The organism is Sphingobium fluviale, from assembly GCF_004122115.1.
Taxonomy (GTDB): domain Bacteria; phylum Pseudomonadota; class Alphaproteobacteria; order Sphingomonadales; family Sphingomonadaceae; genus Sphingobium; species Sphingobium fluviale.
The window spans coordinates 26,995-50,839 of record NZ_SBKP01000007.1 but is presented as its reverse complement, the minus strand read 5'-3'; the positions used below and the strand labels follow the sequence as shown (position 1 = coordinate 50,839).

25 protein-coding genes are annotated in these 23,845 nt (G+C 63.5%); 16 read left to right on the top strand and 9 right to left on the bottom strand.

Annotated elements, in window-relative coordinates; translation table 11 throughout:
- Positions 1 to 134 precede the first annotated feature (134 nt).
- The 10 genes from EQG66_RS08555 to EQG66_RS08510 all read left to right on the top strand — a co-directional run bounded on the left by EQG66_RS08555 (position 135) and on the right by EQG66_RS08510 (position 8,999).
- Positions 135 to 1,544: a methyl-accepting chemotaxis protein gene (locus tag EQG66_RS08555; RefSeq protein WP_129404180.1), complete on the top strand. Its 1,410-nt coding sequence runs from the start codon at positions 135 to 137 to the stop codon at positions 1,542 to 1,544.
- Between the two features lie 31 nt (positions 1,545 to 1,575).
- Positions 1,576 to 1,857, top strand: a complete 282-nt coding sequence (locus EQG66_RS08550) for an STAS domain-containing protein (RefSeq protein WP_164975635.1) — start codon at positions 1,576 to 1,578, stop codon at positions 1,855 to 1,857.
- Positions 1,847 to 4,222 carry a chemotaxis protein CheA gene (locus EQG66_RS08545; RefSeq protein WP_129404178.1) on the top strand — a complete coding sequence of 792 codons (2,376 nt, stop codon included), beginning with the start codon at positions 1,847 to 1,849 and terminating at the stop codon, positions 4,220 to 4,222. Before EQG66_RS08550 ends, EQG66_RS08545 begins: the two co-directional genes overlap by 11 nt.
- On the top strand, positions 4,219 to 5,091 hold the full coding sequence (locus tag EQG66_RS08540; protein ID WP_129404177.1) for a CheR family methyltransferase: 873 nt from the start codon (positions 4,219 to 4,221) through the stop codon (positions 5,089 to 5,091). Before EQG66_RS08545 ends, EQG66_RS08540 begins: the two co-directional genes overlap by 4 nt.
- Positions 5,088 to 6,143, top strand: a complete 1,056-nt coding sequence (locus EQG66_RS08535) for a protein-glutamate methylesterase/protein-glutamine glutaminase (RefSeq protein WP_129404176.1) — start codon at positions 5,088 to 5,090, stop codon at positions 6,141 to 6,143. The genes EQG66_RS08540 and EQG66_RS08535 overlap by 4 nt, the downstream gene beginning before the upstream one ends.
- 3 nt (positions 6,144 to 6,146) lie before the next feature.
- Positions 6,147 to 6,698: a chemotaxis protein CheD gene (locus EQG66_RS08530; RefSeq protein ID WP_245987965.1), complete on the top strand. Its 552-nt coding sequence runs from the start codon at positions 6,147 to 6,149 to the stop codon at positions 6,696 to 6,698.
- Between the two features lie 19 nt (positions 6,699 to 6,717).
- Positions 6,718 to 7,095, top strand: a complete 378-nt coding sequence (locus tag EQG66_RS08525; RefSeq protein ID WP_129404175.1) for a response regulator — start codon at positions 6,718 to 6,720, stop codon at positions 7,093 to 7,095.
- 29 nt (positions 7,096 to 7,124) lie between these two features.
- A complete protein-coding gene (locus tag EQG66_RS08520) occupies positions 7,125 to 7,565 on the top strand; it encodes a chemotaxis protein CheW (RefSeq protein ID WP_129404174.1) in 441 nt (146 codons plus the stop codon).
- A gap of 65 nt (positions 7,566 to 7,630) precedes the next feature.
- Positions 7,631 to 8,710, top strand: a complete 1,080-nt coding sequence (cheB, locus tag EQG66_RS08515; protein WP_129404173.1) for a chemotaxis-specific protein-glutamate methyltransferase CheB — start codon at positions 7,631 to 7,633, stop codon at positions 8,708 to 8,710.
- Positions 8,700 to 8,999 (top strand): hypothetical protein, encoded by a 300-nt coding sequence (locus tag EQG66_RS08510; protein WP_129404172.1) that lies wholly within the window; start codon positions 8,700 to 8,702, stop codon positions 8,997 to 8,999. The genes cheB and EQG66_RS08510 overlap by 11 nt, the downstream gene beginning before the upstream one ends.
- Before the next feature lie 58 nt (positions 9,000 to 9,057).
- Here EQG66_RS08510 and map read toward each other — a convergent pair whose 3' ends face one another.
- Positions 9,058 to 9,885: a type I methionyl aminopeptidase gene (gene map, locus EQG66_RS08505; RefSeq protein WP_129404171.1), complete on the bottom strand. Its 828-nt coding sequence runs from the start codon at positions 9,883 to 9,885 to the stop codon at positions 9,058 to 9,060.
- Positions 9,886 to 9,978: 93 nt separating this feature from the next.
- Between map and EQG66_RS08500 the strand changes: the two genes are divergently transcribed.
- Entirely contained in the window at positions 9,979 to 10,467 is a 489-nt protein-coding gene (locus tag EQG66_RS08500) for a GFA family protein (RefSeq protein ID WP_245987964.1), read from the top strand.
- Entirely contained in the window at positions 10,464 to 11,219 is a 756-nt protein-coding gene (locus EQG66_RS08495) for a competence/damage-inducible protein A (protein WP_129404170.1), read from the top strand. Before EQG66_RS08500 ends, EQG66_RS08495 begins: the two co-directional genes overlap by 4 nt.
- A gap of 44 nt (positions 11,220 to 11,263) precedes the next feature.
- Here the strand turns inward: EQG66_RS08495 and EQG66_RS08490 are convergent, their stop codons facing one another.
- From EQG66_RS08490 to EQG66_RS08465, 6 genes are all read right to left on the bottom strand, one after another.
- Positions 11,264 to 12,406, bottom strand: a complete 1,143-nt coding sequence (locus tag EQG66_RS08490; RefSeq protein ID WP_129404169.1) for an XRE family transcriptional regulator — start codon at positions 12,404 to 12,406, stop codon at positions 11,264 to 11,266.
- 197 nt (positions 12,407 to 12,603) lie between these two features.
- Positions 12,604 to 13,593, bottom strand: coding sequence for a sigma-70 family RNA polymerase sigma factor (locus EQG66_RS08485; protein ID WP_181951794.1), 990 nt, complete (start codon positions 13,591 to 13,593; stop codon positions 12,604 to 12,606).
- Between the two features lie 104 nt (positions 13,594 to 13,697).
- Positions 13,698 to 14,573: a peptidoglycan-binding protein gene (locus EQG66_RS08480; RefSeq protein ID WP_129404168.1), complete on the bottom strand. Its 876-nt coding sequence runs from the start codon at positions 14,571 to 14,573 to the stop codon at positions 13,698 to 13,700.
- Positions 14,563 to 15,030 (bottom strand): hypothetical protein, encoded by a 468-nt coding sequence (locus EQG66_RS08475; protein ID WP_129404167.1) that lies wholly within the window; start codon positions 15,028 to 15,030, stop codon positions 14,563 to 14,565. The genes EQG66_RS08480 and EQG66_RS08475 overlap by 11 nt, the downstream gene beginning before the upstream one ends.
- Entirely contained in the window at positions 15,014 to 16,363 is a 1,350-nt protein-coding gene (fliI, locus tag EQG66_RS08470; RefSeq protein WP_129404166.1) for a flagellar protein export ATPase FliI, read from the bottom strand. Before fliI ends, EQG66_RS08475 begins: the two co-directional genes overlap by 17 nt.
- The gene (locus EQG66_RS08465) at positions 16,363 to 16,767 is read right to left on the bottom strand and encodes a flagellar biosynthesis repressor FlbT (RefSeq protein ID WP_129404165.1); all 405 of its coding nucleotides are present in this window, start codon (positions 16,765 to 16,767) and stop codon (positions 16,363 to 16,365) included. The genes fliI and EQG66_RS08465 overlap by 1 nt, the downstream gene beginning before the upstream one ends.
- Before the next feature lie 172 nt (positions 16,768 to 16,939).
- On the opposite strand from EQG66_RS08465, the gene EQG66_RS08460 reads away from it, so the two are divergent.
- Genes EQG66_RS08460 through EQG66_RS08450 form a run of 3 tightly spaced genes read left to right on the top strand, consistent with a single transcriptional unit; the run spans position 16,940 to position 21,256 of the window.
- Positions 16,940 to 18,241 carry a flagellar hook protein FlgE gene (locus tag EQG66_RS08460; RefSeq protein ID WP_129404164.1) on the top strand — a complete coding sequence of 434 codons (1,302 nt, stop codon included), beginning with the start codon at positions 16,940 to 16,942 and terminating at the stop codon, positions 18,239 to 18,241.
- Positions 18,242 to 18,254: 13 nt separating this feature from the next.
- Positions 18,255 to 20,354: a flagellar hook-associated protein FlgK gene (locus tag EQG66_RS08455; protein WP_129404163.1), complete on the top strand. Its 2,100-nt coding sequence runs from the start codon at positions 18,255 to 18,257 to the stop codon at positions 20,352 to 20,354.
- A complete protein-coding gene (locus EQG66_RS08450; protein ID WP_129404162.1) occupies positions 20,351 to 21,256 on the top strand; it encodes a flagellin N-terminal helical domain-containing protein in 906 nt (301 codons plus the stop codon). Before EQG66_RS08455 ends, EQG66_RS08450 begins: the two co-directional genes overlap by 4 nt.
- Here the strand turns inward: EQG66_RS08450 and EQG66_RS08445 are convergent.
- Together EQG66_RS08445 and EQG66_RS08440 are read right to left on the bottom strand one after the other, a co-directional pair.
- Positions 21,247 to 23,067 (bottom strand): hypothetical protein, encoded by a 1,821-nt coding sequence (locus tag EQG66_RS08445; protein WP_129404161.1) that lies wholly within the window; start codon positions 23,065 to 23,067, stop codon positions 21,247 to 21,249. The two genes, EQG66_RS08450 and EQG66_RS08445, sit on opposite strands and share 10 nt — an antisense overlap.
- Entirely contained in the window at positions 23,064 to 23,327 is a 264-nt protein-coding gene (locus EQG66_RS08440) for a hypothetical protein (RefSeq protein WP_129404160.1), read from the bottom strand. The genes EQG66_RS08445 and EQG66_RS08440 overlap by 4 nt, the downstream gene beginning before the upstream one ends.
- A 54-nt stretch (positions 23,328 to 23,381) precedes the next feature.
- Here EQG66_RS08440 and EQG66_RS08435 point away from each other — a divergent pair, with 54 nt between their 5' ends.
- Positions 23,382 to 23,822 carry a hypothetical protein gene (locus EQG66_RS08435; RefSeq protein WP_245987962.1) on the top strand — a complete coding sequence of 147 codons (441 nt, stop codon included), beginning with the start codon at positions 23,382 to 23,384 and terminating at the stop codon, positions 23,820 to 23,822.
- The last annotated feature ends 23 nt before the right edge of the window (positions 23,823 to 23,845 follow it).

Below are 23,845 nucleotides of genomic sequence, written 5' to 3'. Positions count from 1 at the left end.
GCACCACTTTATCTGATGGCCGCCGCGCGCCGGATACGCTCCGTTAACCAATTTCTTATAGCAGTATCAGTGTGATTACAGGGGCCGATGACGCAAGGGGTTTGCGTCGTAGAGAGTCCGGGGAGAATGAAAACATGTTCGACTGGTTTAAAAGACAAGCGCCGATCCGGGTCAAATTCAAGGCGCTCCTGATCATCCACACCCTTTGGGGCATCTGCGGCGTGGGGGCCACGGTTCTTGCCGGCATGGGAATGACAAGCGCGGGCTATGCGCTCGCAGCAGTCGCTCTTTCAGGTGCGATCGCCAGTGTTATCATATCGGGCAAGCTTATCTGCGACCCCTATGTCGATACCGTGGTGCGGATGGAAGGCCTCGCCGCTGGCGATCTGGAAAGCCATATCGCTTACTCCGATCACGCCGATTGCGTGGGCCGCATGGTAGCCGCTATGGGCACATTCCGTGACAATGCGCGTGTAGTTGCCCAGAGTTCTGCGCAGTCAGCTGAAGTCGTCGAAATACTCGGCAATGGCCTTTCGCGGTTGGCCGATGGCGATCTTGCCTATCGCATCACCACGCACGTGCCCAAGGAATATGAGCGCCTGCGCAAGGACTTTAACCGTGCGATGGAAAGCATGGGCGAAGCCATGTCCTCAGTAACGCAAACATCGCGTGCCATTGAAGCGGGCGCAAACGAGATCCGCTCCGCCACCAACGATCTTTCCCAGCGCACCGAACAGCAGGCTGCATCGCTCGCCGAGTCGGCAACGGCGATGAACGAAATCACCGGCATGGTGAAGGAAACCGCGCACAGCGCCTCTCAGGTAACATCCGCGATCAGCGATGCCCACCGCGAAGCCAGCGAAGGCGGCAAGGTTGTAGACAAGGCAGTGACAGCCATGGGCGCGATCGAGAAAAGCTCTCAGGAAATCAGCCAGATCATCACTGTGATCGACGGCATCGCCTTTCAGACCAACCTGCTCGCTCTCAATGCAGGCGTGGAAGCAGCACGGGCCGGCGATGCAGGCAAGGGTTTCGCCGTTGTCGCCAACGAAGTCCGCGCGCTGGCGCAGCGCTCTGCCGAGGCCGCGCGCGACATCAAGGATCTCATCACCACCAGCGCTCAGCAGGTTGGCGAAGGCGTCAACCTTGTCGGCGAGGCAGGCACCATGCTGGGCCGCATCGTTACGCGGGTTGGAGAGATCAGCGCGCTTATCTCCTCGATCTCTGAATCGACCGAAACCCAGGCAGCGGGCCTCCAGCAGGTCAACTCCTCGGTCAACGATATGGATAAGATGACCCAACAGAACGCCGCGATGGTGGAGGAATCGACCGCCGCTGCGCGCAGCCTCGCCACCGAGGCGGAAGACCTCAACCAGCTCATTGCCCGCTTCAAGCTGGCCGGTGGAGCTGGGTCTTCAATGGGTGCTTCGTCATCTGTCAACAGACCGCGTTCGTCAGGCAACACTTCCGCCCCGCGCCCTGTTGCGCGTGTCAGCGGTAATCTCGCCCTCTCGGCGGATGCGGACGATTGGTCGGAATTCTGATCCGACGCAACAGGGATAGATGAGCACGAGCATGATTATACTTCCTGCAGTGATAGATCGCACCACGGCCAGCGCACTGATCTCGCATCTCGATCAGGCGTTAAAACCTGGCAGCGAGGCAATTATAGTGGAAGGTCGGGATGTAACCCGCATTGGCCAATCCGGCCTGCAACTCATGCTCAGCGCACAACAGACAGCCGTGGCGCGCGGCATTTCCATGACGGTCCATGCCTCGCCGGCTATGTTCGGCGCAGCTCAGATCGCAGGGCTGACCAGCGCATTCAACTGGATGGGACACAGCGATGACCAATGACGAAATCCAGAATATCTTCTTCCTCGAATGCGAGGAAGCGCTGGGTCAGGCCGAAGAAGGCCTGCTCGCCTGCCGCTCCGGCACGGCAGATGCCGACACCGTAAATGGCATTTTCCGCGCGGTTCACTCGATCAAGGGCGGCGCGGGCGCGTTCAGCTTCACGTTGCTTCAGGCGTTCACCCACAAGTTCGAGACGGTTCTGTCCTATGTCCGCGATGGCGAGCTGGGACTGAGCGAAGGGCTAAACACCCTGATGCTGCGCGCCTTCGACATATTGGCCGATCATGTCGCCGCCGTGCGTGGCGAAGGTAACTTCCCGGACGATGCCGCAATCAGCGCAGAGCTGGAAGTCGTTGCGACCAAGGCCGCCGCAGGCGGGCCAGTTTTCGACGAACCTGCACCTGCACCCGTTGCCGCCGAAGCGCCGGTTGCCGCCAGCGTTGAAGAACCCTCCATAGCCGAGCCGGAAGCTGACGCATCCGCGCCCACAGACGATCTCGACCTCGATTTCGATCTGGATGGCCTGATGGGCGATCTTGCCGTCGATGATGCACAAGCCGCCGCGATGGAAGCCGCTGCCGCCGAAGTAGAACGGTCCATGGAAGCAGAAGAGACGGCCCGTGCCGCCAAGGCCGAAGCGCGCGATGCCATGCCTTCAGCCCCCGCCAATGGTGGGCATCATGGCTGGCAGGTATTTGTGCGCTTTATGGATGGCGCGCTCGCCAATGGCAGCGAGCCGCTACTTATGCTGCGCGAGCTGGAGGAAATGGGCGCTATCTGCATCGCGACAGATGCCAGTGCTATACCCGCACTCGATGCGCTCGATGTCGAAAAAGCATACCTCTCGTGGACTTTCTTTGCCCCCGCACATGTCAGCAAGGATGCGATAGAGGAAGTCTTTGATTTTATTGGCGATGAGTGCGAGCTGACAGTGGATTCGCTCTCCGCACCCATTGCTCGTGACGGCGTGGAAATAGCCATGCCCAAGATCGCGCCTGTCAAAATCAAGGAAGAGCCAAAGGCTGTCGAACAGCCCAAGTCAGAGCCGGCCGCCACCGCTGAGGCACCTAAATCCGCGCCAGCACCCTCCTCAACTCCCGCAGTCGCGGCCGCAACCGCGCCTGTCGTCATGGATACACCTGTAGCCCCCGCCACCCCGGCGGCCGCGCGCACGGCAGGATCGGTAGGCCAGACGGTCCGCGTTGACCTCGCCAAGCTCGACAAGCTGATCGACACCGTGGGCGAACTGGTGATCGCGCAGGCGATGATGGCCCAGCGCCTCGCCAGTCACGGCCTTAACTCGATCGACGAGATGGGCATGCTCGACCTTTTGACGCGTGACATCCAGGAAAGCACGATGTCGATCCGCGCCCAGCCGATCGGTTCGGTTTTCTCTCGCGTGCCGCGCATCGTGCGCGAGCTGGAGGCAGACACCGGCAAGCGTGTGCAGCTCACCATGAGCGGCGAAGCGACCGAGCTGGACAAGACCGTGGTGGAGCGCCTCGGCGAGCCGCTGACCCACCTCATCCGCAACGCGGTCGATCATGGCATTGAAAAGCCTGAGGTCCGCCTCGTCAACGGCAAGCCCGCCGAGGGCAAGCTGCACCTCTCCGCCGAGCAGCGCTCCGGCCGCATCGTCATCTCGCTGTCAGACGACGGAGCGGGCATCAACCGCGAAGTGGTGTTGAAGAAGGCGATAGATAAGGGTCTCGTCGCTCCCGGCACACAGCTTTCGAACGAGGAAATCGACCATCTCATCTTTGCGCCCGGCTTTTCGACCGCAGCAACGGTGTCCAATATCTCCGGCCGCGGCGTCGGCATGGATGTGGTCCGCCAGAATGTGAAAGATCTGGGTGGACGCATCACCATCGAATCTCACCCCGGCAAGGGCTGCACCTTCACCCTCGCCCTTCCGCTTACGCTTGCCATCGCCGATGGCATGATCGTGACTGTGGGCGATCAGACCGTCGTGATCCCGCTGACGCATGTGCTGGAAAGCCTGCGACCGGAGCAGGCCGATGTGCAGCATATCGGAAAGGATCTGATGGTGCTGAACAACCGCGGAAAGTTCCTGCCCATCGTGCGGCTCGACCATGCGGTTGGTGCGCTCGGTGCGGCGGAAACTGCTCAGGATGCCGTGCTGATCGTCGTCGACACTGAAAGCCATGGCCAAGCCGTGCTGATGGTCGACAGCATCGTCGATCAGCGCCAGTTCGTCATCAAGAGCCTAGAGGCGCATTATCAGCCTGTGACAGGCGTCGCTGGCGCCACTATCCTCGGCGATGGCAAGGTGGCTCTGATCCTTGACGTAGACTCGCTAGTGGCGGATAATTTTGCCAATCATGGTGCGGCTCTCGCGGCATGAACCAGCTCGCTCAGGATAGTTTTACGCCTTTTCCGGGGATTAGCGCGCAGGTCTATTCGCGCGCTGACTTCGAGGCAGTGCGCGATATTGTTTATGACATTGCGGGTATCGTTTTGCCTGCGGGCAAGGCCACTCTGGTGTATTCCCGGCTCGCGCCACTGGTGCGTGACAGCGGGCAGCAGACGTTTTCCCGCTTCATAGAGTTTATCAAGAAGGACGATACCGCGCGGCGCAAGACAATCAACGCGCTGACGACCAACCACACCTTTTTCTACCGCGAGAGCCATCATTTCGAGCATCTTGCAAGCCACGTGCGGCCATTGCTGCTCGACAAGATCCGCTCGCGCCAGCCGGTGCGCATCTGGTCTGCCGGCTGCTCGACCGGCGAAGAGCTATACTCGCTGACAATGACACTATTCGGGCCAGACAAGGCGGCCGCGCGCCCCTTTCTGGATGGCAATCTCGCGATATTGGCGACCGATCTTGCTGATCATGCGGTGGCGGGCGCGAAAGCGGCGACCTATCCGTTCGAGGCGCTGAAAGATGTGCCCCCTGCTCTCACCAACACATGGGTAAAGCGTGAAGGCGATCTGGCGAAGATTGCGCCGGAGCTGTGCGCAAAGATTCACGTCAAGCGCCTGAACCTGCTCGGCGAATGGCCAATGAACAAGCAGTTTGACGTTATCTTCTGCCGCAATGTGATGATTTATTTCGATCAACCCACCAAGGACAGGCTCGTCGCGCGCTTTGCCGATCAGCTCCTTCCCGGTGGGCATCTTTACATCGGCCACAGCGAGAGGGTGGCCGGCCCTGCACAAGTTGTTCTGACCCTGGTGGGCAGCACGATCTATCGAAAGGACAGAATGTGAACACACGGGTTCTGATAGTTGACGATTCGGCGACAATGCGCGCGATCCTGTCTCGCCTGCTGGGCAGCGAGCCGGATATCGAAGTGATCGGCGCCGCCAAGGACGCGATGGAAGCGCGCGGCATGATCCGCGAGTTAAACCCAGACGTCGTGACGCTGGACATCGAAATGCCCGGCATGAACGGGCTCGATTTTCTCGAAAAGATCATGCAACTGCGCCCGATGCCCGTCGTTGTGGTTTCTGGCATCACCCGCAAGGGCGCCGACACCACGATCCGCGCACTGGAGCTGGGTGCAGTCGATTGCTACGCCAAGCCCGATGGCTCGGTGAACGCGCTGCTGGAGAATGACGGCGGCACGCTCGCCGAAATGGTCCGCGAGGCTGCGCGTGTGCGCTTTGTCCGGGTGGCAAGCAAACCGTCCGCGCCGGTCAGCCCGGTGGCTCAACAGACAATCGTCGCATCGCGCTCTGCTAGCGCCATCACCAAGCTCATTGCCATCGGCGCATCAACCGGTGGCGTGGAAGCGCTACACCACCTGTTGCCCGCCTTCCCGAAGAGCTGCCCCCCCACTATCATCGTCCAGCACATCAGCGCCGCGTTTGCACCTGCGATGGCAGAGCGCCTCGATAAGCAGTGCAACGCAACGGTGAAGCTGATAGAGTCGGGGGAAGTTCTTAAACCCGGTCATATCTACATCGCGCCTGGCAACGATAAGCACGCCGTCATCGGCGGTGGGACAGACACGATCATCGTTAAGATGATAGAAGGCGACAAGGTCTCCGGACACCGCCCAAGCATCGACGCGATGTTTGAATCTGTTGCACAGAAGCTTGGCCCGGCGGCGATCGGCATATTGCTGACCGGCATGGGTCAGGATGGCGCGCGGGGCCTGCTCGCCATGCGCCGCGCAGGTGGACGCACCATTGCGCAGGATGAAGCGACCAGCACCGTCTATGGCATGCCGCGTGCCGCGGCAGACCTAGGCGCTGCAGAAAATATCTTGCCGCTGCCCCGCATTGCGGAGCGCGCCCTATCGGCAGCAGGATTGTAATCCGTGCAGCACAACCCGGAACTGTCCATCGGCAGCCCGGCCCGCATCACCGTGATGCAAGGGCAAGTCTATGTCGGCAGCGGTGCGCCAGAGATACTGACAACCGTGCTGGGAAGCTGCATCGCCTGCTGTTTATACGACCCTATCGCGCGGGTAGGCGGGATGAACCATTTCCTGCTGGCAGAACCAACGCCGGGCAGCGGGACCGTCGCCGATCAGAACTACGGAATTTTTCTGATGGAGCTTCTTATTAACCAGATGATGACACGTGGCGGTGTAAAGTCCCGAATGAAGGCTCATATTTATGGCGGAGGCAACATGCACGCGGGGATGACCCGAATAGGAGATGCGAACGCGCGTTTTGCGCTGAGCTTCCTTGCGGATGAAGGCATTCCCGTTGCGCGTCAGGATGTTGGCGGCGATTCGGCCCGGCGGGTCGATTTCGATCCAATCCTGGGGCGAACCCGCTGCCGCCATGTTGAGAAATATACGGCACCGGCGCCGAAACCGATTACGCAGCCGACTATGAGCGGCGGCGAGCTAGAACTGTTTTAGGTAAGAAGAGGCCTATTCTATGTCTGATACAATTCGTGTTCTGACCGTGGACGACAGCGCAAGTATGCGCGCCCTGTTACGTTCCGCACTTTCCTCGCGCGGCTATCAAGTCTCGCAGGCGGAAGACGGTGTCGCGGCGCTCGAATGGCTGGCCGACAACGGCAGCGATATCGACGTGATCGTGACAGACATCAACATGCCGCGCATGGACGGCTTTGGCCTGATCGAGGCGCTGCGCGGGCAATCGCGCTTTCGCGACTGCCCGATCCTTGTGCTGTCCACCGAAAGCTCTGACGAAAAGAAATCCCGCGCCCGTTCTGCCGGTGCGACCGGATGGATCGTCAAGCCGTTCGATGCGGACAAGCTGGATACGGCGCTACGCCGGGTTACGCACTGATAGTGGGATCAGGGGGACTGGAGGAAAATATGGCACGTCAGCTCATCACATTTCACCTAGGCACACAGAGCTTTGGCCTGGACATCATGGCTATCCGCGAGATCCGCGCATGGTCGCCCACAACGCGCCTGCCGCATGTTCCGCATTATGTTGCGGGCGTCGTCAACCTGCGTGGCACAGTCCTGCCAGTCATCGATCTGGCGGCGCGACTGGGCTGGGAACCGACTTCGCCGACCGACCGCCACGTCATCATCGTGGCGCAGATCGGCGGGCAGCTGCGTGGCCTCATCGTCGATGCGGTCAGCGACATCGTGACGGCGCAGGATGAAGACATCCAGCCGGCCCCGGCCACCAGCACCGATGCCGTAGTCCCCTATCTCGAAGGGTTGGTGGCGCTGGAAGACCGCATGGTAATGGTACTCGATCTGCCTGGACTGACGACCGATGTCGATCTGCCCGAAGCGGCCTGAGCGGTGCACATCCCATAAAAACTGAATTGTATCTAAGGAATATAAAGTGGGGAAGGTAAGGGCAAATGGCTGCAATTAAGGTTCTGGTCGTCGATGACTCGATCACGATGCGCGCCCTGTTTTCGAACGCGCTGGAGCGCTCGGACGACCTCGTTGTTGTCGGTGCTGCCGCCAACGCCGATGAGGCGCGCGACATGATTGAGGCCATGAGGCCCGACGTAGTCACACTCGACATCGAAATGCCCGGCATGAACGGCATTGATTTCCTGCATGAGATCATGACGACAAAGCCGATGCCCATCGTCATGCTTTCGACGCTGACACAAAAGGGCGCGGAAGTCACCTTGAAGGCACTGGAGCTAGGCGCGGTGGATTGCTTCCCTAAGCCCACCAAAGCAACGCCAGACGAGTTTGCCAAGATTTCCGGCAAGCTTTGTAAGCTGGTGGCAACCGCCGCCAAGAGCAAGGTCAAGAAATACGACCCCGAAGCGGCGGCCGCTGCAGCTGCCAAGGCGGCAGAAGAGCAAACCATGCTCAATGCCACAAAGCCATATAAGTGGAATGGATCGATAGTTGCGCTGTGTGCCTCAACCGGCGGCGGCCCAGCAGTGATCGAGCTGCTATCCGGATGGCCTGTTAACTGCCCTCCAACGATTGTGCTGCAGCAGCTTGAGGAAGGCTTGGCCACCCCCTTTGCCGCCCGTCTCAACGAATCGATCGCACCGGAAGTGAAGCTGGCCGAGGACGGCATGATGCTCCAGCCGGGGCATGTCTATGTGCTGTCCGCGCCGGACAAGCACGGCCTTGTCGACCGCTGGCCCGGCGGCGCGATCCGCCTCGTCGCGCGCGATCCTGTGAACGGCATGCGTCCCTCGGCAGACCTTCTGCTCACCACGGTGGCCAAGGCCGCACGGGACAAGGCGGTAGGCGTCATCCTGTCGGGTGCGGGAACGGACGGCGCCGCTGGCATGGGCGCTGTCAAGCAGCTTGGTGGCCTGACCCTGTGTCAGGACAAGGATAGCGCAATGGTTTTCGAGGCATCCGCTGCGGCTATCGCCAAGGGCGTGGTTGAGGCGCAACTCTCGATCCCTGATCTGGCCAAGGTCATTCTCGCCCGGTGTGAGGAGCGGGAACTTGCAGCCTGAGATATCTTCCCCTTCCACCCCCAGCATCGCCGTCCCTATCATCGCCCCTCATAGCCTGAGAGGCAAGATAGCGGACGAGCTGGACCAGCTCCGCGAGGATCTGGAGGAAATCGGCGTGCAGCTATGCCTCGATGAAGAGGTGATGTTGCGTTGTATGTCGTACCTTCAGCGCCTTGATGAAATGGGCCAGCGCAGCAACTGGCTGGCCGCCATCGTGCGCGCGGAGGACCCCACAGAGGTGATCCCTGACATCACACTTCAGGCACTGGCCGATCGGCTTAGAACCTGAGCTGAGCAGAGCAGAACTGAGTAAGAAGGCGGGGTATAAAGCTCCGCCTTTTTTATGCCTAGCCATAAGGCGGGCAGTGTAGCCCCTTGGGACTAGCCGTGAATATCTCGCAGCCCGTCTCAGTGATGCCGATGCTGTGTTCAAACTGGGCGGAGAGCGTACGGTCCCGCGTGACCGCCGTCCAGCCATCCTCCATCATGCGGACGCCAGGCTTACCGATGTTGATCATCGGCTCGATCGTGAAGAACATGCCGGGCTTGAGCTCCGGCCCGCTCCCCGGCGTGCCGACATGCACCACTTCCGGGCTGTCGTGAAACACCCGTCCCAGCCCATGCCCACAGAAATCGCGCACCACGCCATAGCGGTGCTTTTCGGCGTGTTTTTGGATCGCATGACCGATATCGCCCAGATGATTGCCCGGCTTCGCCTGCTCTATGCCCAGCATCAGGCACTCATAGGTCACTTCCACCAGCCGCCTGGCTTTGATCGGTGCTTCACCGGCAATATACATGCGGCTGCTGTCGCCATGCCAGCCATCGACCAGCGGCGTCACGTCGATATTGACGATATCGCCTTCCAGCAACTTACGGTCGCCGGGTATGCCGTGGCAGATCACATTGTTGATCGAAGTGCAGCAGCTATGCTGATAGCCGCGATAACCCATCGTCGCGGGTACGCCGCCGCCATCAATCGACATGCGGCGAACGACGTCGTCCAGCTCTCCTGTCGTCACGCCGGGGACGACATGAGGCACCAGCGCGTCGAGTATCTCTGCCGCCAGCCGCCCCGCCCTGCGCATGCCGGCAAAGCCACTTTCGTCGTAAAGCTTGATCGCGGTTGAGCGGGTGGGCGGGCTATCCGCCGTCATTGTCATATAATCCATCATGATTTCCATATAGACAGTTTACATCGCAAAGACGAGAGGGCTTGATCGGCCCGGCTGTTCGGCGCAAGGTCTTGGAGCTACAGGAGCCACTTTATGACCGAAATGATCAGGGAAGGCGGATGCGCTTGTGGCCTGACGCGCTTTCGTGTGTCGGGCGACCCGATCTTCGTCAACCATTGCCACTGCAAACAATGCCAGCGGCAAACGGGTAGCACATCAGCCGTGAACATGTTTTACGAGACCGAGCGACTGTCGCTGCGCTCTGGCGAGACAAGCCGCCATGTGGTAAAAGCAGGGAGCGGGGGCGATCATGTGATCGTGCGCTGCGCGGAGTGCGGCACGGCGCTATGGAGCCATTACCCGCGCCTCGGCGAACTTGGCGCGGGCGTGAGAGTCGGCACGCTGGATGATCCCTCCGGTATCAGGCCAGACGCAGTAGTGTTCGCCTCGGAACGGATGGCGTGGGTCGGCCTGCCCGACGACGTTCCCGCTTTCGAGGCTTACTACAACCCAGCCGACCTGCTGCCGCCCGAACGGTTTGTCCGGCTGAAGGCGCTGGCGGAAAAGGCCCGCCCGGCATGAAGTCACGCATCTGGACCGCCGCACTTCTGGTCATCGGCGATGAAATCCTATCCGGCCGCACACAGGACAAAAATGTCTCACAGGTTGCAAGCTGGCTCAATGTGCAAGGCATCCGCCTGCGCGAGGTACGGGTAGTGGCGGATGTAGAGGACGACATTATCGCCGCTGCAAACGCATTGCGCGAACGGTATGATTATCTGTTCACAACAGGCGGCATCGGCCCGACTCATGACGACATCACGGTCGATGCGCTGGCGAAGGCGCTGGGCGTGTCCGTCGTCATCCACCCGGAGGCGCGCGCCAAACTCGAACACTATTACGAGACGCGCGGCGGCATGAACGAAGGACGGCTGCGCATGGCCCGCGTACCGGAGGGAGCAAGCCTCATTCCCAACCATTATTCGGGTGCGCCGGGCATTCGTGTCGGCAATGTCTTCATCATGGCCGGTGTGCCGCATATAACCGCAGGGATGCTCGATGCGCTGACCGGTACGCTGGAAGGTGGCGATCCAGTGCTTTCCACTCAAGTCGGCTGCTGGGTTGCGGAGAGCGAGATCGCCACTCTGCTGCTCACCACAGAGCGGGCGCATGAAGGTAGCCAGATCGGCAGCTATCCTTTCTTCCGCGAAGGCCGCATTGGGTGCAACTTCGTGATCCGTTCCACCAGCCAGAGCGTGCTCGACGCATGCGCGGCAGAGCTGGCGGCAGGGCTGAATGCAGGCGGCTGGCCCGCTATCATGGGCGGGATATAGGGTCTGTAGGGATTCAGCCGATATGGTCTGAATCCCTACAGACCCTAGGAGAACAACACCGCCGTGACGGTGGCAAGCTCAACGGTCGGCACGGTATCAAGCGGTATCTCCTTGGCAGGATTACTGCTGTGTCCGATCAGCCTGCCTTGCTTGTCACTCGAAAGAGCGAGCACCCTGAGCCCCTCGCCCTCGCGCAGCACAGCCAACCCGCCCGTCATAGGCACACGTGCCGGGTCGACAATCAGCACAGCATTACCCGGTATCGCCGCACCGAGGGATGCGCGGCACATCCGCAGCGCATAGGCGTCCTTCCCGGACCCCAGAGGGGCTGCGACATATTGCGGATTGGGAAACAGCTCGATCAGGCCATCGCCCAGCGGCACTCCCATCACCTGAAGCAGCTCACCAGACGAACCTGCTCCCTCGCGCCGAACGGAAGAAGAAAGAGGCGTCTGCCCCCCTATTGGCCGTGCATCTTTCTTTATTCGTGCCATCTCGACGCGCAGGGCGACAATCCGTTCACGGGTCCGCGCCTCGCGCTCTGCCGCGCCGGGGATGCGCTCCAGCCATTCCGCCAGTGCCCCCATAGCAAACTCGCCCCACAGCAGCGCGATCAGCCCTGCCCGATCCGGCACCCCGAACAGCACGCATAAGCCGCTGATCGTTTCTGTATTCCACCGATGAAAAGGCTTCACCGCATTCTCGATCCGCGACACGATGACAGAGGGCAGCCGATACTCCTCCTGCAGCCGCGCAAGCGTGAGCGCGGGTTGCCCGGCGCGCAGCCGCCGCAACGCCGCCCCCAGCAGCATTGCCAGTTCTTCTGCCTCGCGCGCCATTACGCGGTCATCCCCCCGCGCACCTGCCCACGCTGTCATCGAAAAGCCCGGAGCCTCCACATCGACCAGCAGATCTGCCGGATCATTGAGGCCCAGCACCTCGGCAACACACAGCATCTCTTCGGCGCGGGCAAACACCTCTCCCCGCTCGATCTTCGACAGGCGGATGTATGGCAACCGGGGCACGAGGGCTGAGAGAGCAAGTTGGGAAGAAATGCCCGCCTCCAGCCTCCGTTCGCGCACCGCATTAGGGAATATAATGGTCCGATACGGGTCTATGGCAATGCTGCTTCTGTCTGGCGCCTCTGCCCGGCCTTGCGCCGATGAACTGCGTATCGCCTGTTTCATACTCGTTCCGCTGGACATGCCTTCTTATTTTCCTGACCCGGTAACTGATGCAGGGCGCGCCCCGCAATCATGCCCCTATCATGTCCGCTTTGTAAGAAATATAATGGGCCAAGAAATTGCATCCTAAATGGAGCAAAAAAAGCGTCCCTCCAGGCAAGGAGGGACGCCGAGGCTGTTGGGGGTGCAGAAAAGAGGCGTTAGTGGCGGACAGCGCTTGCAAGAGCTAGCGCCGGGACAGGCGGAGAATCCAGCGGCTCCAGCTCAGGCTCAGTAACGCGAACTGGCGCTGAGTGGCCCAGTTCATGGCTGGCGCGCGGCAGCATAGTCGGCGTCTCCTCCTCACCATGCATCGCGAAGCGGGTGTTCCCGGCGGCAAGCTCGCTCATCAGGCGCGCGGCGCGGCGGGTGATCTGGCGGATTCGCTCGCGCGTCAGGCCCAGCTCTGTGTCCTCCCTGATATCCTCACCTTGACCGAACAAGTGGCGGCGCACGATGTCACAATCCCGCGCGATACGCTCGTCCAGCTTGCGCAGTTCCTCCGGGTCGATCCTTGCGGTGCGGCTCTGGACATAGACCGGCAGCGCGCTTGATCGTTCGCGCCGGGTGGCGAGTGGGCGGGCTGCCGCAGTCTTGCGCTTTAACTGCGCGATGCCGACACTGCGCAGGTGGCGCACATATTCGTCCATCAGCGCGGCGCAGGTCTGTTCCGCCAGATGATCGGCCGCGGCCGCCTCGGTGCGTTCCTCGGCATATTCATCCTCGATCATGCTCTCCAGCGGCATGTCCTCGCCGTCCGCCCCGCGCTCCATCGCATGCAGCGAGATGGTGGTGGCCTCCACCTTCTTTGCGGAGGGGCGCTGGTCATCCATCAGGCGAAAGCGCAGCCCTTGCAGCTCGCCACGCAGCTGCCAGTTCACAAAGGTGGTGAACATCGCCTTGTCGGGATCATAGGCCTCGATGGCGCGGTGAACACCGATGGCACACACCTGCTCGGCATCGTCCCAATGGGCGGTAAGGCCATATTGCTTGATAAAGTGGCGGATGCGCGGCGCGATGATACGCAGCACAGTGGCAAACGCGCGGTCGGCCATGATTCGCTGGCGCGCGGTCTGGCGCTCGCCCTCGGCCGGGCGGTTTGCGATCACTTCGGCGACGGCGGCCTCAAGAAGTTCGGTAGCTTTCGACATTGGTTATCCCCTGAGCAATGCGACGCAGCACTGACTTGCTGCCTGGGGACACAATGGGACACAGGGCTTCTACTTATCCTGAAATGTCCTATAAGTAGGATTACCTATCCTATATGTTTTTCGACATAGCCAAGCAGCCAGCCGCGATGCGCACGGGCGGCGTCTCCCGCCTGAGCAACGCGATGCGCCGCCTTTTCCGTGCCGATCTGGGCCGCAAGCAGCGCATGAGCGCGCACAGACGACAACTCTCCCTTATAGAAGCGAAGAGCGTCTCCCGGCCCCAGATGATGGCCGATATAGGCGGCGCGGGCGACATCTGCCGCTCCCTCTCCCACCGCCACGCCCGCCCGGCGCAACTGGGAGACGTTGGCGCGGGCATAATCCGCCACGCTCTCGATCGCAGCCTGCGGTGTGTAACGCAGAGCCAGTAGCGCGCTCTTCGCGCCCGGCGCGATATGTCCCGCCGCATCGATCAGCCCATGGCCCCGCGCATAGCGGTTAAGCCAGGTCCCGTCCTGCCGCGCCAGCCCCAGCCATGTGCCAGAGAGGAACTGCCCCAGCCCGGCCGCGCTGGATCGGGGATTGCGGGAATGCGGGTTCCAGGCGCCGTCTGGCCCTCGCCCCGCCTCCGCACCGATGATGGCGGAGAGCGTTGCGGCAGGGATGCCGGTGCGTGCGGATGCAGCGTCGAGCATCCCGCCATAGCGCGCGTTGGCAGGGGCAAGCGCTGCCGGGATGGCTATGGTGGGAGCCGATGTCGCAATCGTGGTATCGTGCCGCACTGGCCGTGCGCCCACAGCCTGCTGCAACAGCGCCTCCAGCCCATCTGAGCGGGGTGCATATGCCAAAGAAGATGCTCCAGCCCCTTCCGCCTCGCCCAGCGCCGCGCGCCACAGCCTGCCATCCAGCTCCGTCCGGGCAACAGAGAGCAGCGCTCGCGCCCGTTCTCCTGGCGAGAGCGCCGCAAGCTCAGGCCGCATCCGCCTGCTCTTGAGCTCCTATGGAGCGGGTCAACCGCTCCCGGCGTTTCGACTTCAGCAGACGCCGCGCTGTGTCGTAGTCGTCGGCCTCCGCTTGCGCCTTGCGTTCCGCTTCAGCTCGCGCCTTATCGAGATAGGCGCTGGCCGTCTTCTCCGCCGCGCGCAACTTGCCATAGGCGGTCAGCGCCTGCTCGCGCAGCTGGTTCAACCCCGTCTCGGCATCAACCCGCTGCTGGGCAATCTGCTCTGCCTGTGCCTTTCTCGCGCGCACCCAGCCATCGGTGCGCAATGTGGCATCCAGCTCGGCCAGCCGGCACTCTTCCCGCACGTGCTGCGCCAGCTTTGCGGCCTCGTGTACCAGTCCAGATACCCGCACCATCTCCTGCCGCAGCGCGTCGCGCAGCCTTTCGACGTCGCGCTTGCCGATGCGTACCACGGGGTCATAAGGCGTTTTCATGCGCTTCTCCTTGCGGTTCCAGTATCTCCGCCAGTTTGGCGAAAGCGGCTTGAGCATCGCCCGGCTCATCCTTGCCTTGCCGCAGCATCTCCTCGATGCGCGGGCCGAGCGCGATGGCGCGATCGACTTGCGGATTGCTGCCCGCCTGATAGGCGCCCAGCCGCACGATCTCCTCCATGTCGCCATGCAGTGAGAGCAGCGCCCGCGCCTGCGTGCGCAAGGCATTTTGCGCCGGAGAGAGGCAGTGCGGCAGCGTGCGCGACACCGATTTCAGCAAATCCACCGCCGGATAGCGCCCCTGCTCGGCGATATGGCGAGAGAGGATGACATGCCCGTCCAATATGCCGCGCACCGCATCGGCCACCGGCTCGTCATGGTCTCCGCCGTCTACCAGCACCGTAAACAGCCCGGTGATCGAGCCTTCCCCCTCCCGCCCCGGCCCGGCGCGCTCCAGCAGGCGGGGCAGCTCGGCAAAGACCGAGGGCGTATATCCGCGCGAGGCCGGCGGTTCGCCATTTGCCAACCCGATCTCCCGCTGCGCCATCGCAAAGCGCGTCACCGAATCCATCAGGCACAGCACATGCAGCCCGGCATCGCGGAAATATTCCGCCACCGCGAGCGTGGTCCACGCCGCCTGCCGCCGCATCAGCGCGGGGGCATCCGAAGTCGCCACCACCAGCACCGATCGGGCGAGGCCTTCCGGCCCCAGATCATCCTCGATAAACTCCTGCACCTCGCGACCGCGTTCGCCGACGAGGCCGATCACCGCGACATCGCATGCAGTCCAGCGCGCCAGCATCGAGAGCAACACCGATTTACCGACGCCCGACCCGGCGAAGAGGCCGAGCCTCTGCCCCACACACAAGGGCGCGAACAGATCGAGCGCGCGAACGCCGGTTTCGACCCTCGCCCCGACCCGCGCCCTTGCGGCGGCGGGCGGAGGCTCGGCCCGCATCGGCCTTGCCGCGCCGCCCATCGGCAGCGGCCCCTTGCCGTCCACCGGCCGACCCAGCCCATCGACCATACGCCCCAGCCACGCGCGCGACGGGCGGATCGTCTCCTGCCCCGCGCATAAATGCGCCCGCGCACCTACCGCCAGCCCGCGTGGCTCGCAAAAGGGCAGACAATGGGCGACATCGCGGTCCAGCCCCGTAATTTCGGCATCGAGCAGATCACCGTCCGCCTCGATGCGGATATGCGCGCCGATGCTGGCATGACGCAGCAGCCCTTCGACCTCGATCAGCGAACCATGCGCTGCCGCCACCCGGCCATAGACGCTCGTCGGAGGCAGCTGCGCGATGATGCGCGCGGCATCGGCCAGCGAGGCGCGCATCAGTGCTTCACGCTGTCCGCCGCCAGTCCCAGCAGTGCGGCTTCATGCTCGATCAATGTGCGACAGTGCGCCAGCGCGCGGTAATACTGCCCGTTCGCGGCGTCGCAGGCCAAAGCCGCGCACGCAGCCTTGGCGTGCGGGCTTTCGAGTGCGCACAGCAGGTCATCGAGCAGGGCAACAAGGTCGTGCTGATGGTGCTGCCTGCGTGCAGGATCGAGATAGGCCATCATGCAGGAGAAATAGAGGCGGCGGGCGGGAGTATCGGCCTCCTCCGGCCGCATGACCTCCCGCCCGCGCAATATCGCCGCGTCATTTTCAAGCCAGAGCGTGGTCGGCGCGCCGGCGCGCAGCACCGCGCCGTTCACCACCATCTTCTCTCCCTGACGCAGGCGTATCTTCAGCATGTCCATCCCCGAACGGTGCCTGCAGCCATTATAGGAAGGCGCGCGGCAAAAATTTCCGGGTGTCGCGAAAAACGCGGCAAGACTTGCCGGATTTGGGGGGATGGTGCGCGGCTTCCTATAATGGGGAAGCGGGAGTGTGTGGTGCGCTCGCCGCCTTTGAGGAGGGTGTAAGGTGAGCCTATATTCCGCGCTCTATGCAGGCGTATCCGGCCTATCCGCGCAATCGAGCGCGATGGCGACGGTGGCCGACAACATCACCAACATCAACACGGTGGGCTATAAGGGCGTGGAGGCACAGTTCCGCAGTCTTGTGACCGACGGCACGATCGTCACCTCCTATTCTGCGGGCGGTGTGGCCGCCGCACCGCATGCGATGATCTCCAAGCAGGGCCTGCTGCAGGCTTCCTCCAGCACCACCGATCTCGGCATAGATGGCGCGGGCTTTTTCGTAACGCGCAGCGGCATCAACCCGACAGACCAGATCGCATTCACGCGCGCAGGCTCGTTCCGGCCCGATGAGGAGGGCTTTTTGCGCAACAGCGCGGGCTATTATCTTCAGGGCTGGGCGCTCGACAACAACGGCAACTATGTCAACACCGGCAATCTGTCTGCGCTTAGCCCCGTTAGAGTGGGCGAGCTGACCGGCACCGCTACGGCGACGACCCGCCTTCAGATGCGCGCCAACCTGCAATCGACGACAACCGCGTTCACCGGCGCCTATGCTGCGGGCAACATGGCGACGGGTGCGGTGACGCCCGCCTTCTCCCGCTCGCTCGATGTGTTTGATGCACAGGGCGGCCCGCACCGCCTCAACCTCTCCTTCCTCAAGACGGCGCCGAACGTCTGGCAGGCGGAAATATACGCTACTCCCGCGAGCGACGTCACCGCCGCCAACGGCCTGCTGGTAAGCGGCACGATCACCTTCAACCCGGACGGCAGCCTCGATGTAGCGAACAGCAGCCCTGCCCTGTTCGGCACGATCACACCGGTATGGACCAACAGCGCGGCGGCAGACCCGATCCAGCTCGAACTCGGCACACAGAACGGCCTCGATGGCCTCACCCAGTTCGGCAGCACCAGCGCGATGATCAGCTCGATCGTCAACGGTGGCCTGCTCGGCAACATCGCCTCGGTCGAGGTAGACAAGCAGGGCCGCCTCTCCGCAATCTTTGAAGACGGCACCGCGCGCGAGCTGTATCAGCTTCCGCTCGCCACCTTCCCCAACCCCGATGGCCTCACGCGCCTGCCGGGCAATGGCTTTTCGATGTCGGACGGCTCCGGCGCGCCTGCGCTGAACGAGCCGACCGTGCTGGGCGCGGGCGCGATCTCGTCCGGCACGCTGGAGGGGTCTACCGTCGATCTGGCGGAGGAATTCACCAATATGATACGCTTTCAGCGCGCATATAGCGCCGCTTCGCGCATTATTACGACGGTGGACGACATGCTTCAGGAAGTGAGTAACCTCAAGCGATGAGGAAATCCTCGCCATGTCGCTGACGGATATATTCAGCTCCGCCCGATCCGGCCTTTCCGCCGCACAGGCTGCTCTCAAAACCGTATCCACCAATATCGCCAATGTCGGCACGCCCGGCTATGCGCGCGAGGCAGTGAGCCTTACTACCGCCGTGGTGCAGGGCCGCGTGACCGGCGTCAATGTCGGCGAGCCAAGCCGCATCGCCGACCAGTTCCTCGAAGACCTGGTCTATGGCCGCGCAGGCGAAGCCGGGCGGGCGGAGGTGGAGGCAGGCTATCTCGACCGGCTGCAATCGCTGCTCGGCCAACCTGGAGCGGAGGGCGGTATCCCTGCGCGCATAGACGCGCTTTCCGCCGCCGCCACGGCGATGACCGGCCTGCCAAACTCGCCGCAGACAGTCGGCAATTTCGTGGCGCAAGTGCGCGACGCTATCGCCTCGCTCCAGCAACTTGGGCAGGACGCCAACCAAGTGCAAGCCGATGTCGAGGCCGAGATCGGCTATGATGTCGAGCGCGCCAACAGCCTGCTGCTGCGCATCCATCAGCTGAACGGCGAGGTCGCGCGGCTGGATGGGCTGGGGCGCAGTTCCTCCGGCGCGGCAGACAGGCGGATGCAAAGCATCGAGGAGCTGTCCGGCCTCATTTCCGTCACCGTGCGCCACCAGACCGACGGGCGTATCACGATTGACAGCGCGGACGGCAAGGTGCTGCTTGATCGGCAGCTGCGCCAGCTGGATTACGCGATCCCCGGCGGCGGGGTGGCGCAGGGTAAATATCCACCCATCGCCATCCGCTTTGCCGATGACGCGGGCACTCCCGGCGCATCGACCGGCGACCAGCTCTCCGGCGCGGCAAGCGGCGGCGCGATTGGCGGCTTGGTCAATCTGCGGGACAGCGTGGTTCCCGGCTTCACCGACCAGCTCGGCCTGCTGTTCGGCGGGCTGGCCGAAGCGGTGAACAGCGCCTCCAACGCCGCCACCGCCATGCCGCCGCCCAACGCACTCGGCGGACGAGCCACCGGGCTGCTGGGCATGGACCGGCTCGGCTTTTCCGGGCAGGCGCAGTTCGCGGTGACGGACGCGCAGGGCACACTCGTGGCCACCACGACGATAGATTTCAGCGCATTGGGTGCGGGCGCAACCGTCAACACTGCTGTTGCCGCGATCAACGCTGGGTTGGGTGGCGCAGCGACCGCGAGCATAGACGCGCAAGGCGTGCTCAGCATCATAGCCACCGCGCCCGGCAACGGCCTTTCCATCGGCCAAGGAACCCCGCCGTCCGACCGCGCGGGCGTAGGCTTCTCGCAGTTCTTCGGGCTAAACGACGTGATCCAGAGCGCAGACAGCGCGCTCACCCCAACCGGCTTCGCCGCCACCGATCCGCATGGCTTCATCACCGGCCAGACGGTGGAGCTGATGCTGCGCGACGCGACCGGGCGCGAACTCGCCAGCGCATCGCTCAGCCCGCAGACGGGCGGCACCTTCGGCGCGCTCGTCACCAGCCTCAACGCCAGCGCGCTCTCCGCCTATGGCAGCGTCAGCATGGACGCGAAGGGCCGCTTCGTCTTCACGCCCCAGCCCGGCTATGCGGGCGCGCGCCTCTCCATCCCCTCGGACTCGACCGATCGGGCAGGCACCGGGCGCACTTTCACCGCTCTTTCGGGCCTCACCGGCGCATGGGCGGGCATAGAGAGCGGCGCGGTGCGCAAGGAGCTGGTCGGCAACCCCAGCCGCCTGCCGCTCGCTACGCTCCAGTCCGGCATCGCCATCGGCAGCCGGGCGCTGGGCAGTGGCGACGTCAGCGGCGCCCTCTCCATGGTTAATGCGCTCAACGCGGTGCGTGATTTCTCCGGCCATGGCATGGCGAGCCTGCAACGCTACACCAGCGATCTGGTCGGCGGCATCGGCTCCGCCGCCGCGCTGGCGCAGGACCGCATGACCGACGCCACCGCGCGTAAAGCAGACGCGGTCAACCGGCGCGACAGCTTCTCCGGCGTGAACCTCGATGAGGAACTCTCGCAGATGGTGGTACTGCAAAACAGCTATGGCGCGTCCGCCCGCGTGATAACCGCTGCCAGCCAGATGTATGACACGCTGATCGAGATGATGCGATGACCCGCGTCGCCTCCATACCGCTGCAGAACACAATGGCGAGCGCGATCCAGCGCGCACAGGCCGATCTCGCCGTCACGCAACAGCGCATATCCACCGGCAAGAAGGCGCTCGATTATGCCGACCTTGGCAGCGTGGCGCCGCGCATCCTCTCCGCCCATGCGATGCTCGCCCGCGCCGATGCCCACGCCGCCACCGGCGATCAGGTCTCGACCACACTCTCGATCTACGACGCCAGCATGTCGACGATCGACACCGCAACCGGGTCACTGCGTCAGACGCTGATGCAGGCAATCGGCACCGGGCAGACCACCGGCCTTCAGGCGGCGATCGAGGGCGCGTTCCACAGCTATCGCACCAGCCTTAACGCCAGCGAGCGCGGGGTGGCGCTGTTCGGCGGCGGACAGACGTTGGATACACCCTTTAAGGTGGACCAGCTCGCCAACCTCATCGGCACCACGCCCGCCACTGTCTTCACCAACGATCAGGTGAAGGCGACCGCCGAAGTCGCCGAGGGGCAACAAATCCAGTATGGCCTGCTGGCGAGCGATGTGGGCAACGATCTCTTTCTCGCCTTTCGCTCGCTCGCCGAAGCCGGCACCTTCGGCACCACGCCGACCGCGGCCCAGAGCGCCAAGATGAACGAGGCGCTGACCTATCTCGACAGCGGCCTCACCCAGCTCCGCACCGCCCAGGCCGATAATGGCCTGCGCCTGCAGCAGATAGACACCCTCACCCAGCGCGCGCAGGACCGCAGCCTGCTGTGGCAGGATATCGTCTCGAAAAACGAGGACGCCGATCTCGCGCAGGTGGCGATAGACCTCACGCGCCAGCAGATGGTGCTGGAGGCGAGCTATTCGATCTTCGCCAAGCTCTCGAAACTAAGCCTCAACGATTATTTATGAGGGGGTGGCGCGGGCGTGGGAGGCAAAGCGTCAAGCAGCGCGTCATCCTCCCCAGCCACCGACACAACCGGAATCGCCGCCATAGCGCGGGTTATACCATCGCTCGTCATCGCGCTCGCCGGGCCGGTCAGCAGCGCGAAGGCGGGGCCGGAAGGCAGGCGCGCGAACGCCGCCCCGTGGCGCCCCCGTAACGCAGCCACGCCCCGCTCGTCCCCCAGCATCGCGAGGGCCACCGCGCGGCGCAGGATCAGCGCCTGATCGACAGCTGAGAGCGCCCCTTTGGCAGGAACCGCGCCCTCTGCCGCCGCCAGTGCGCGCCAGTCCCGCCGCCGCCACAGCATCTCTGCGCGAAGGCCTGCCATCTCCGGCTGGTCCTCGGTCAGGGCCAGCGCCTCACCGACCCGCCCCAACTGATAGAGCGCCACCGCCTGCGCATGCCGCCGCGCGGCAAGGATCGCTGGGGGATAGGCCGGCTGCTCGCTCTCCCGCAAGGCGAGGATCGCCTTGCCCGGCAGCCCTCCGAGCAGATAGAGCCGCGCCACCTGCGCAGAGACGGGGCCTTTCTCTACATCCTTGGCGCGGGCGCGCATCTGATAGCTCAGCAAGTCCGCCGCGCGCTCATAAAGCCCCGCCCCGGCCAGTCGCCCGGCCAGCAGGTCCAGCATCCGGTCGCCCCGCGGCCCCGTGGGTGCAAGGTCACGATTGTCCCAGAACAGCCCCGCCGCGTCCTCCAGCTTCAGCTTGCTCGCAGGGTCGAGAATGGTGAACATCCGCTGCTGGCACGCCGCCAATATCTCCCCCGCCCGCGCACCCGGCGCGCCATAACGCAGCAGCATGCCGCCAAAGCGCAATGCGGCTACGGCATCCCGCTTTTGCTCGGCCAGATCATAGCCGAGCGTGAACGCTCTCTGTTCCACATCTCCGCCGCGCCACAGGAACAAGATGCGCTCCGTGCGCTTGAGTGCCTCTGGAACCGGCATTTGATGACGGGCGACGAGCGCCTCCACCAGCGCCAACTCCGCCTCGATCCGGTGCTCCGGCCCGCCGCCCTGCCGCACCCGGTCCAGCCGCAACCGCCCTTCCGGCAAATTCCCCAGCGCGATCAGCGCCTCACCGCGCAGGATGTTGGCCGCGCCGTCATTATCCGGCAGTTGCGCCAGCCAATCAAGCGCGGAACCGGCATTGTTGGTGCGGATCGCCGCCCAGGCCGCAGCGCGAATAAAGGTGCCCGCGCTCTCCAGCCGCCGCGCGTTCACCGCCGGGATTGCGCATTTCAGCTCCGCCATTGCCGGCCCTGCCCTCTGTGCCTGCACCTGCGCCAGCAAGCGCCACAGGCACGCCTCCGGGTTGCGCGCCAGCATCGGGTCGGTCAGCATCGTCAGCGCCTCGGCCGGGCGGGTAAGCATGGCGAGCGCGACACCCCGCGCCAGTCGATAGCCCGGCACTAGCGCCATGTCGGCGTCGTCGGCCAGCATCGTATCGAGAGCGCCGAGCGCTTCTGACGCGCGCCGCGCGCCGATCTGGCCCAGCGCATAGTCCCACCGCGCAGCCTGCCTTTCAGAGTTATGAGCCACGGCCAGCTGCTCCAGCGCACTTTCGGGTGACGGCCCCGCCCACAACTCCGGCCCGCGCGGCAGCGGACGGTTGGCGAGTTCCGCCGCAAAGCCGGGCAGGCGCGCGCTGCTGAGCGGTATCACAGGCGCCGGGCTCGCAAAGACCACAGGAGCGGCAGGCACTGGGCGCACCGCCTCCGGCGCTGTCGTTCCCAATATCAACGGCAGCGTGGCGGCCAGCAAGCCTGCCCGCTTCACTGCTTGTTTCCATAGAGCAACGCGGCAAGTTCCGGCATGTGGTGCGGCAATGCGGTGAGCGCCGCGCCGCCAAGCGCGCAGCCGATCAGGAACAGCAGTGCCGGAAAAAGCGGCAAAGCAGCCTTAGCCGGGGCGTGTGCTTCCGGTAGGTGCTCCTCTTCGGCACCTTGCGGCGCGCTGGCATGATCGGCAGGTGCGCCACCGCCGCCTCCAACTATCGCCACCGCCTTGACGGCCTTGGGTTTCTGATCCCGGCTCATGAATGCGCGGCCTTTCACGTCTGCGGTTGAGGGTTTCCTTCCTATTATAGGAAAATGCCCGCTCTCCGCCGCCGCCTCACACTGCCCCGCCGCCCGCTTTTCATTGGCATGATGGCCGCGCTTTCGGGCGCCGGGTTGCTGGCCGGTCCGGCTGAAGCATCCGAAAGCGGGGGCAAGGGTGGCAGCGCGACGCTTGTGCCGATGGACGAGATCGCGGTGCCGATCATTGACGGTGCGCGTATGGAAGGCATTTTGCGTTTCACGCTGGTGCTGCGCGCGCATGATCCGGCGGCTGCGGCGCGGCTAGGCACATCGATCGCGAAGCTGCGGTCAGTGGCGATGGTGGCCGGGATGGACTTTGCCCGCCTGCGCGTCTCCCCTTTCAGTGCGGTTGACGTCAACCACCTCGTCAGCGCGCTAGACAAGGCCCTTAAGGCGGCTGATCCTGGCATCAGCCAGGCGCTGATAATCCGGGTGGGTGCAGCAGCGCAGTAAATTATCCCTTCCCAATTTCCTAC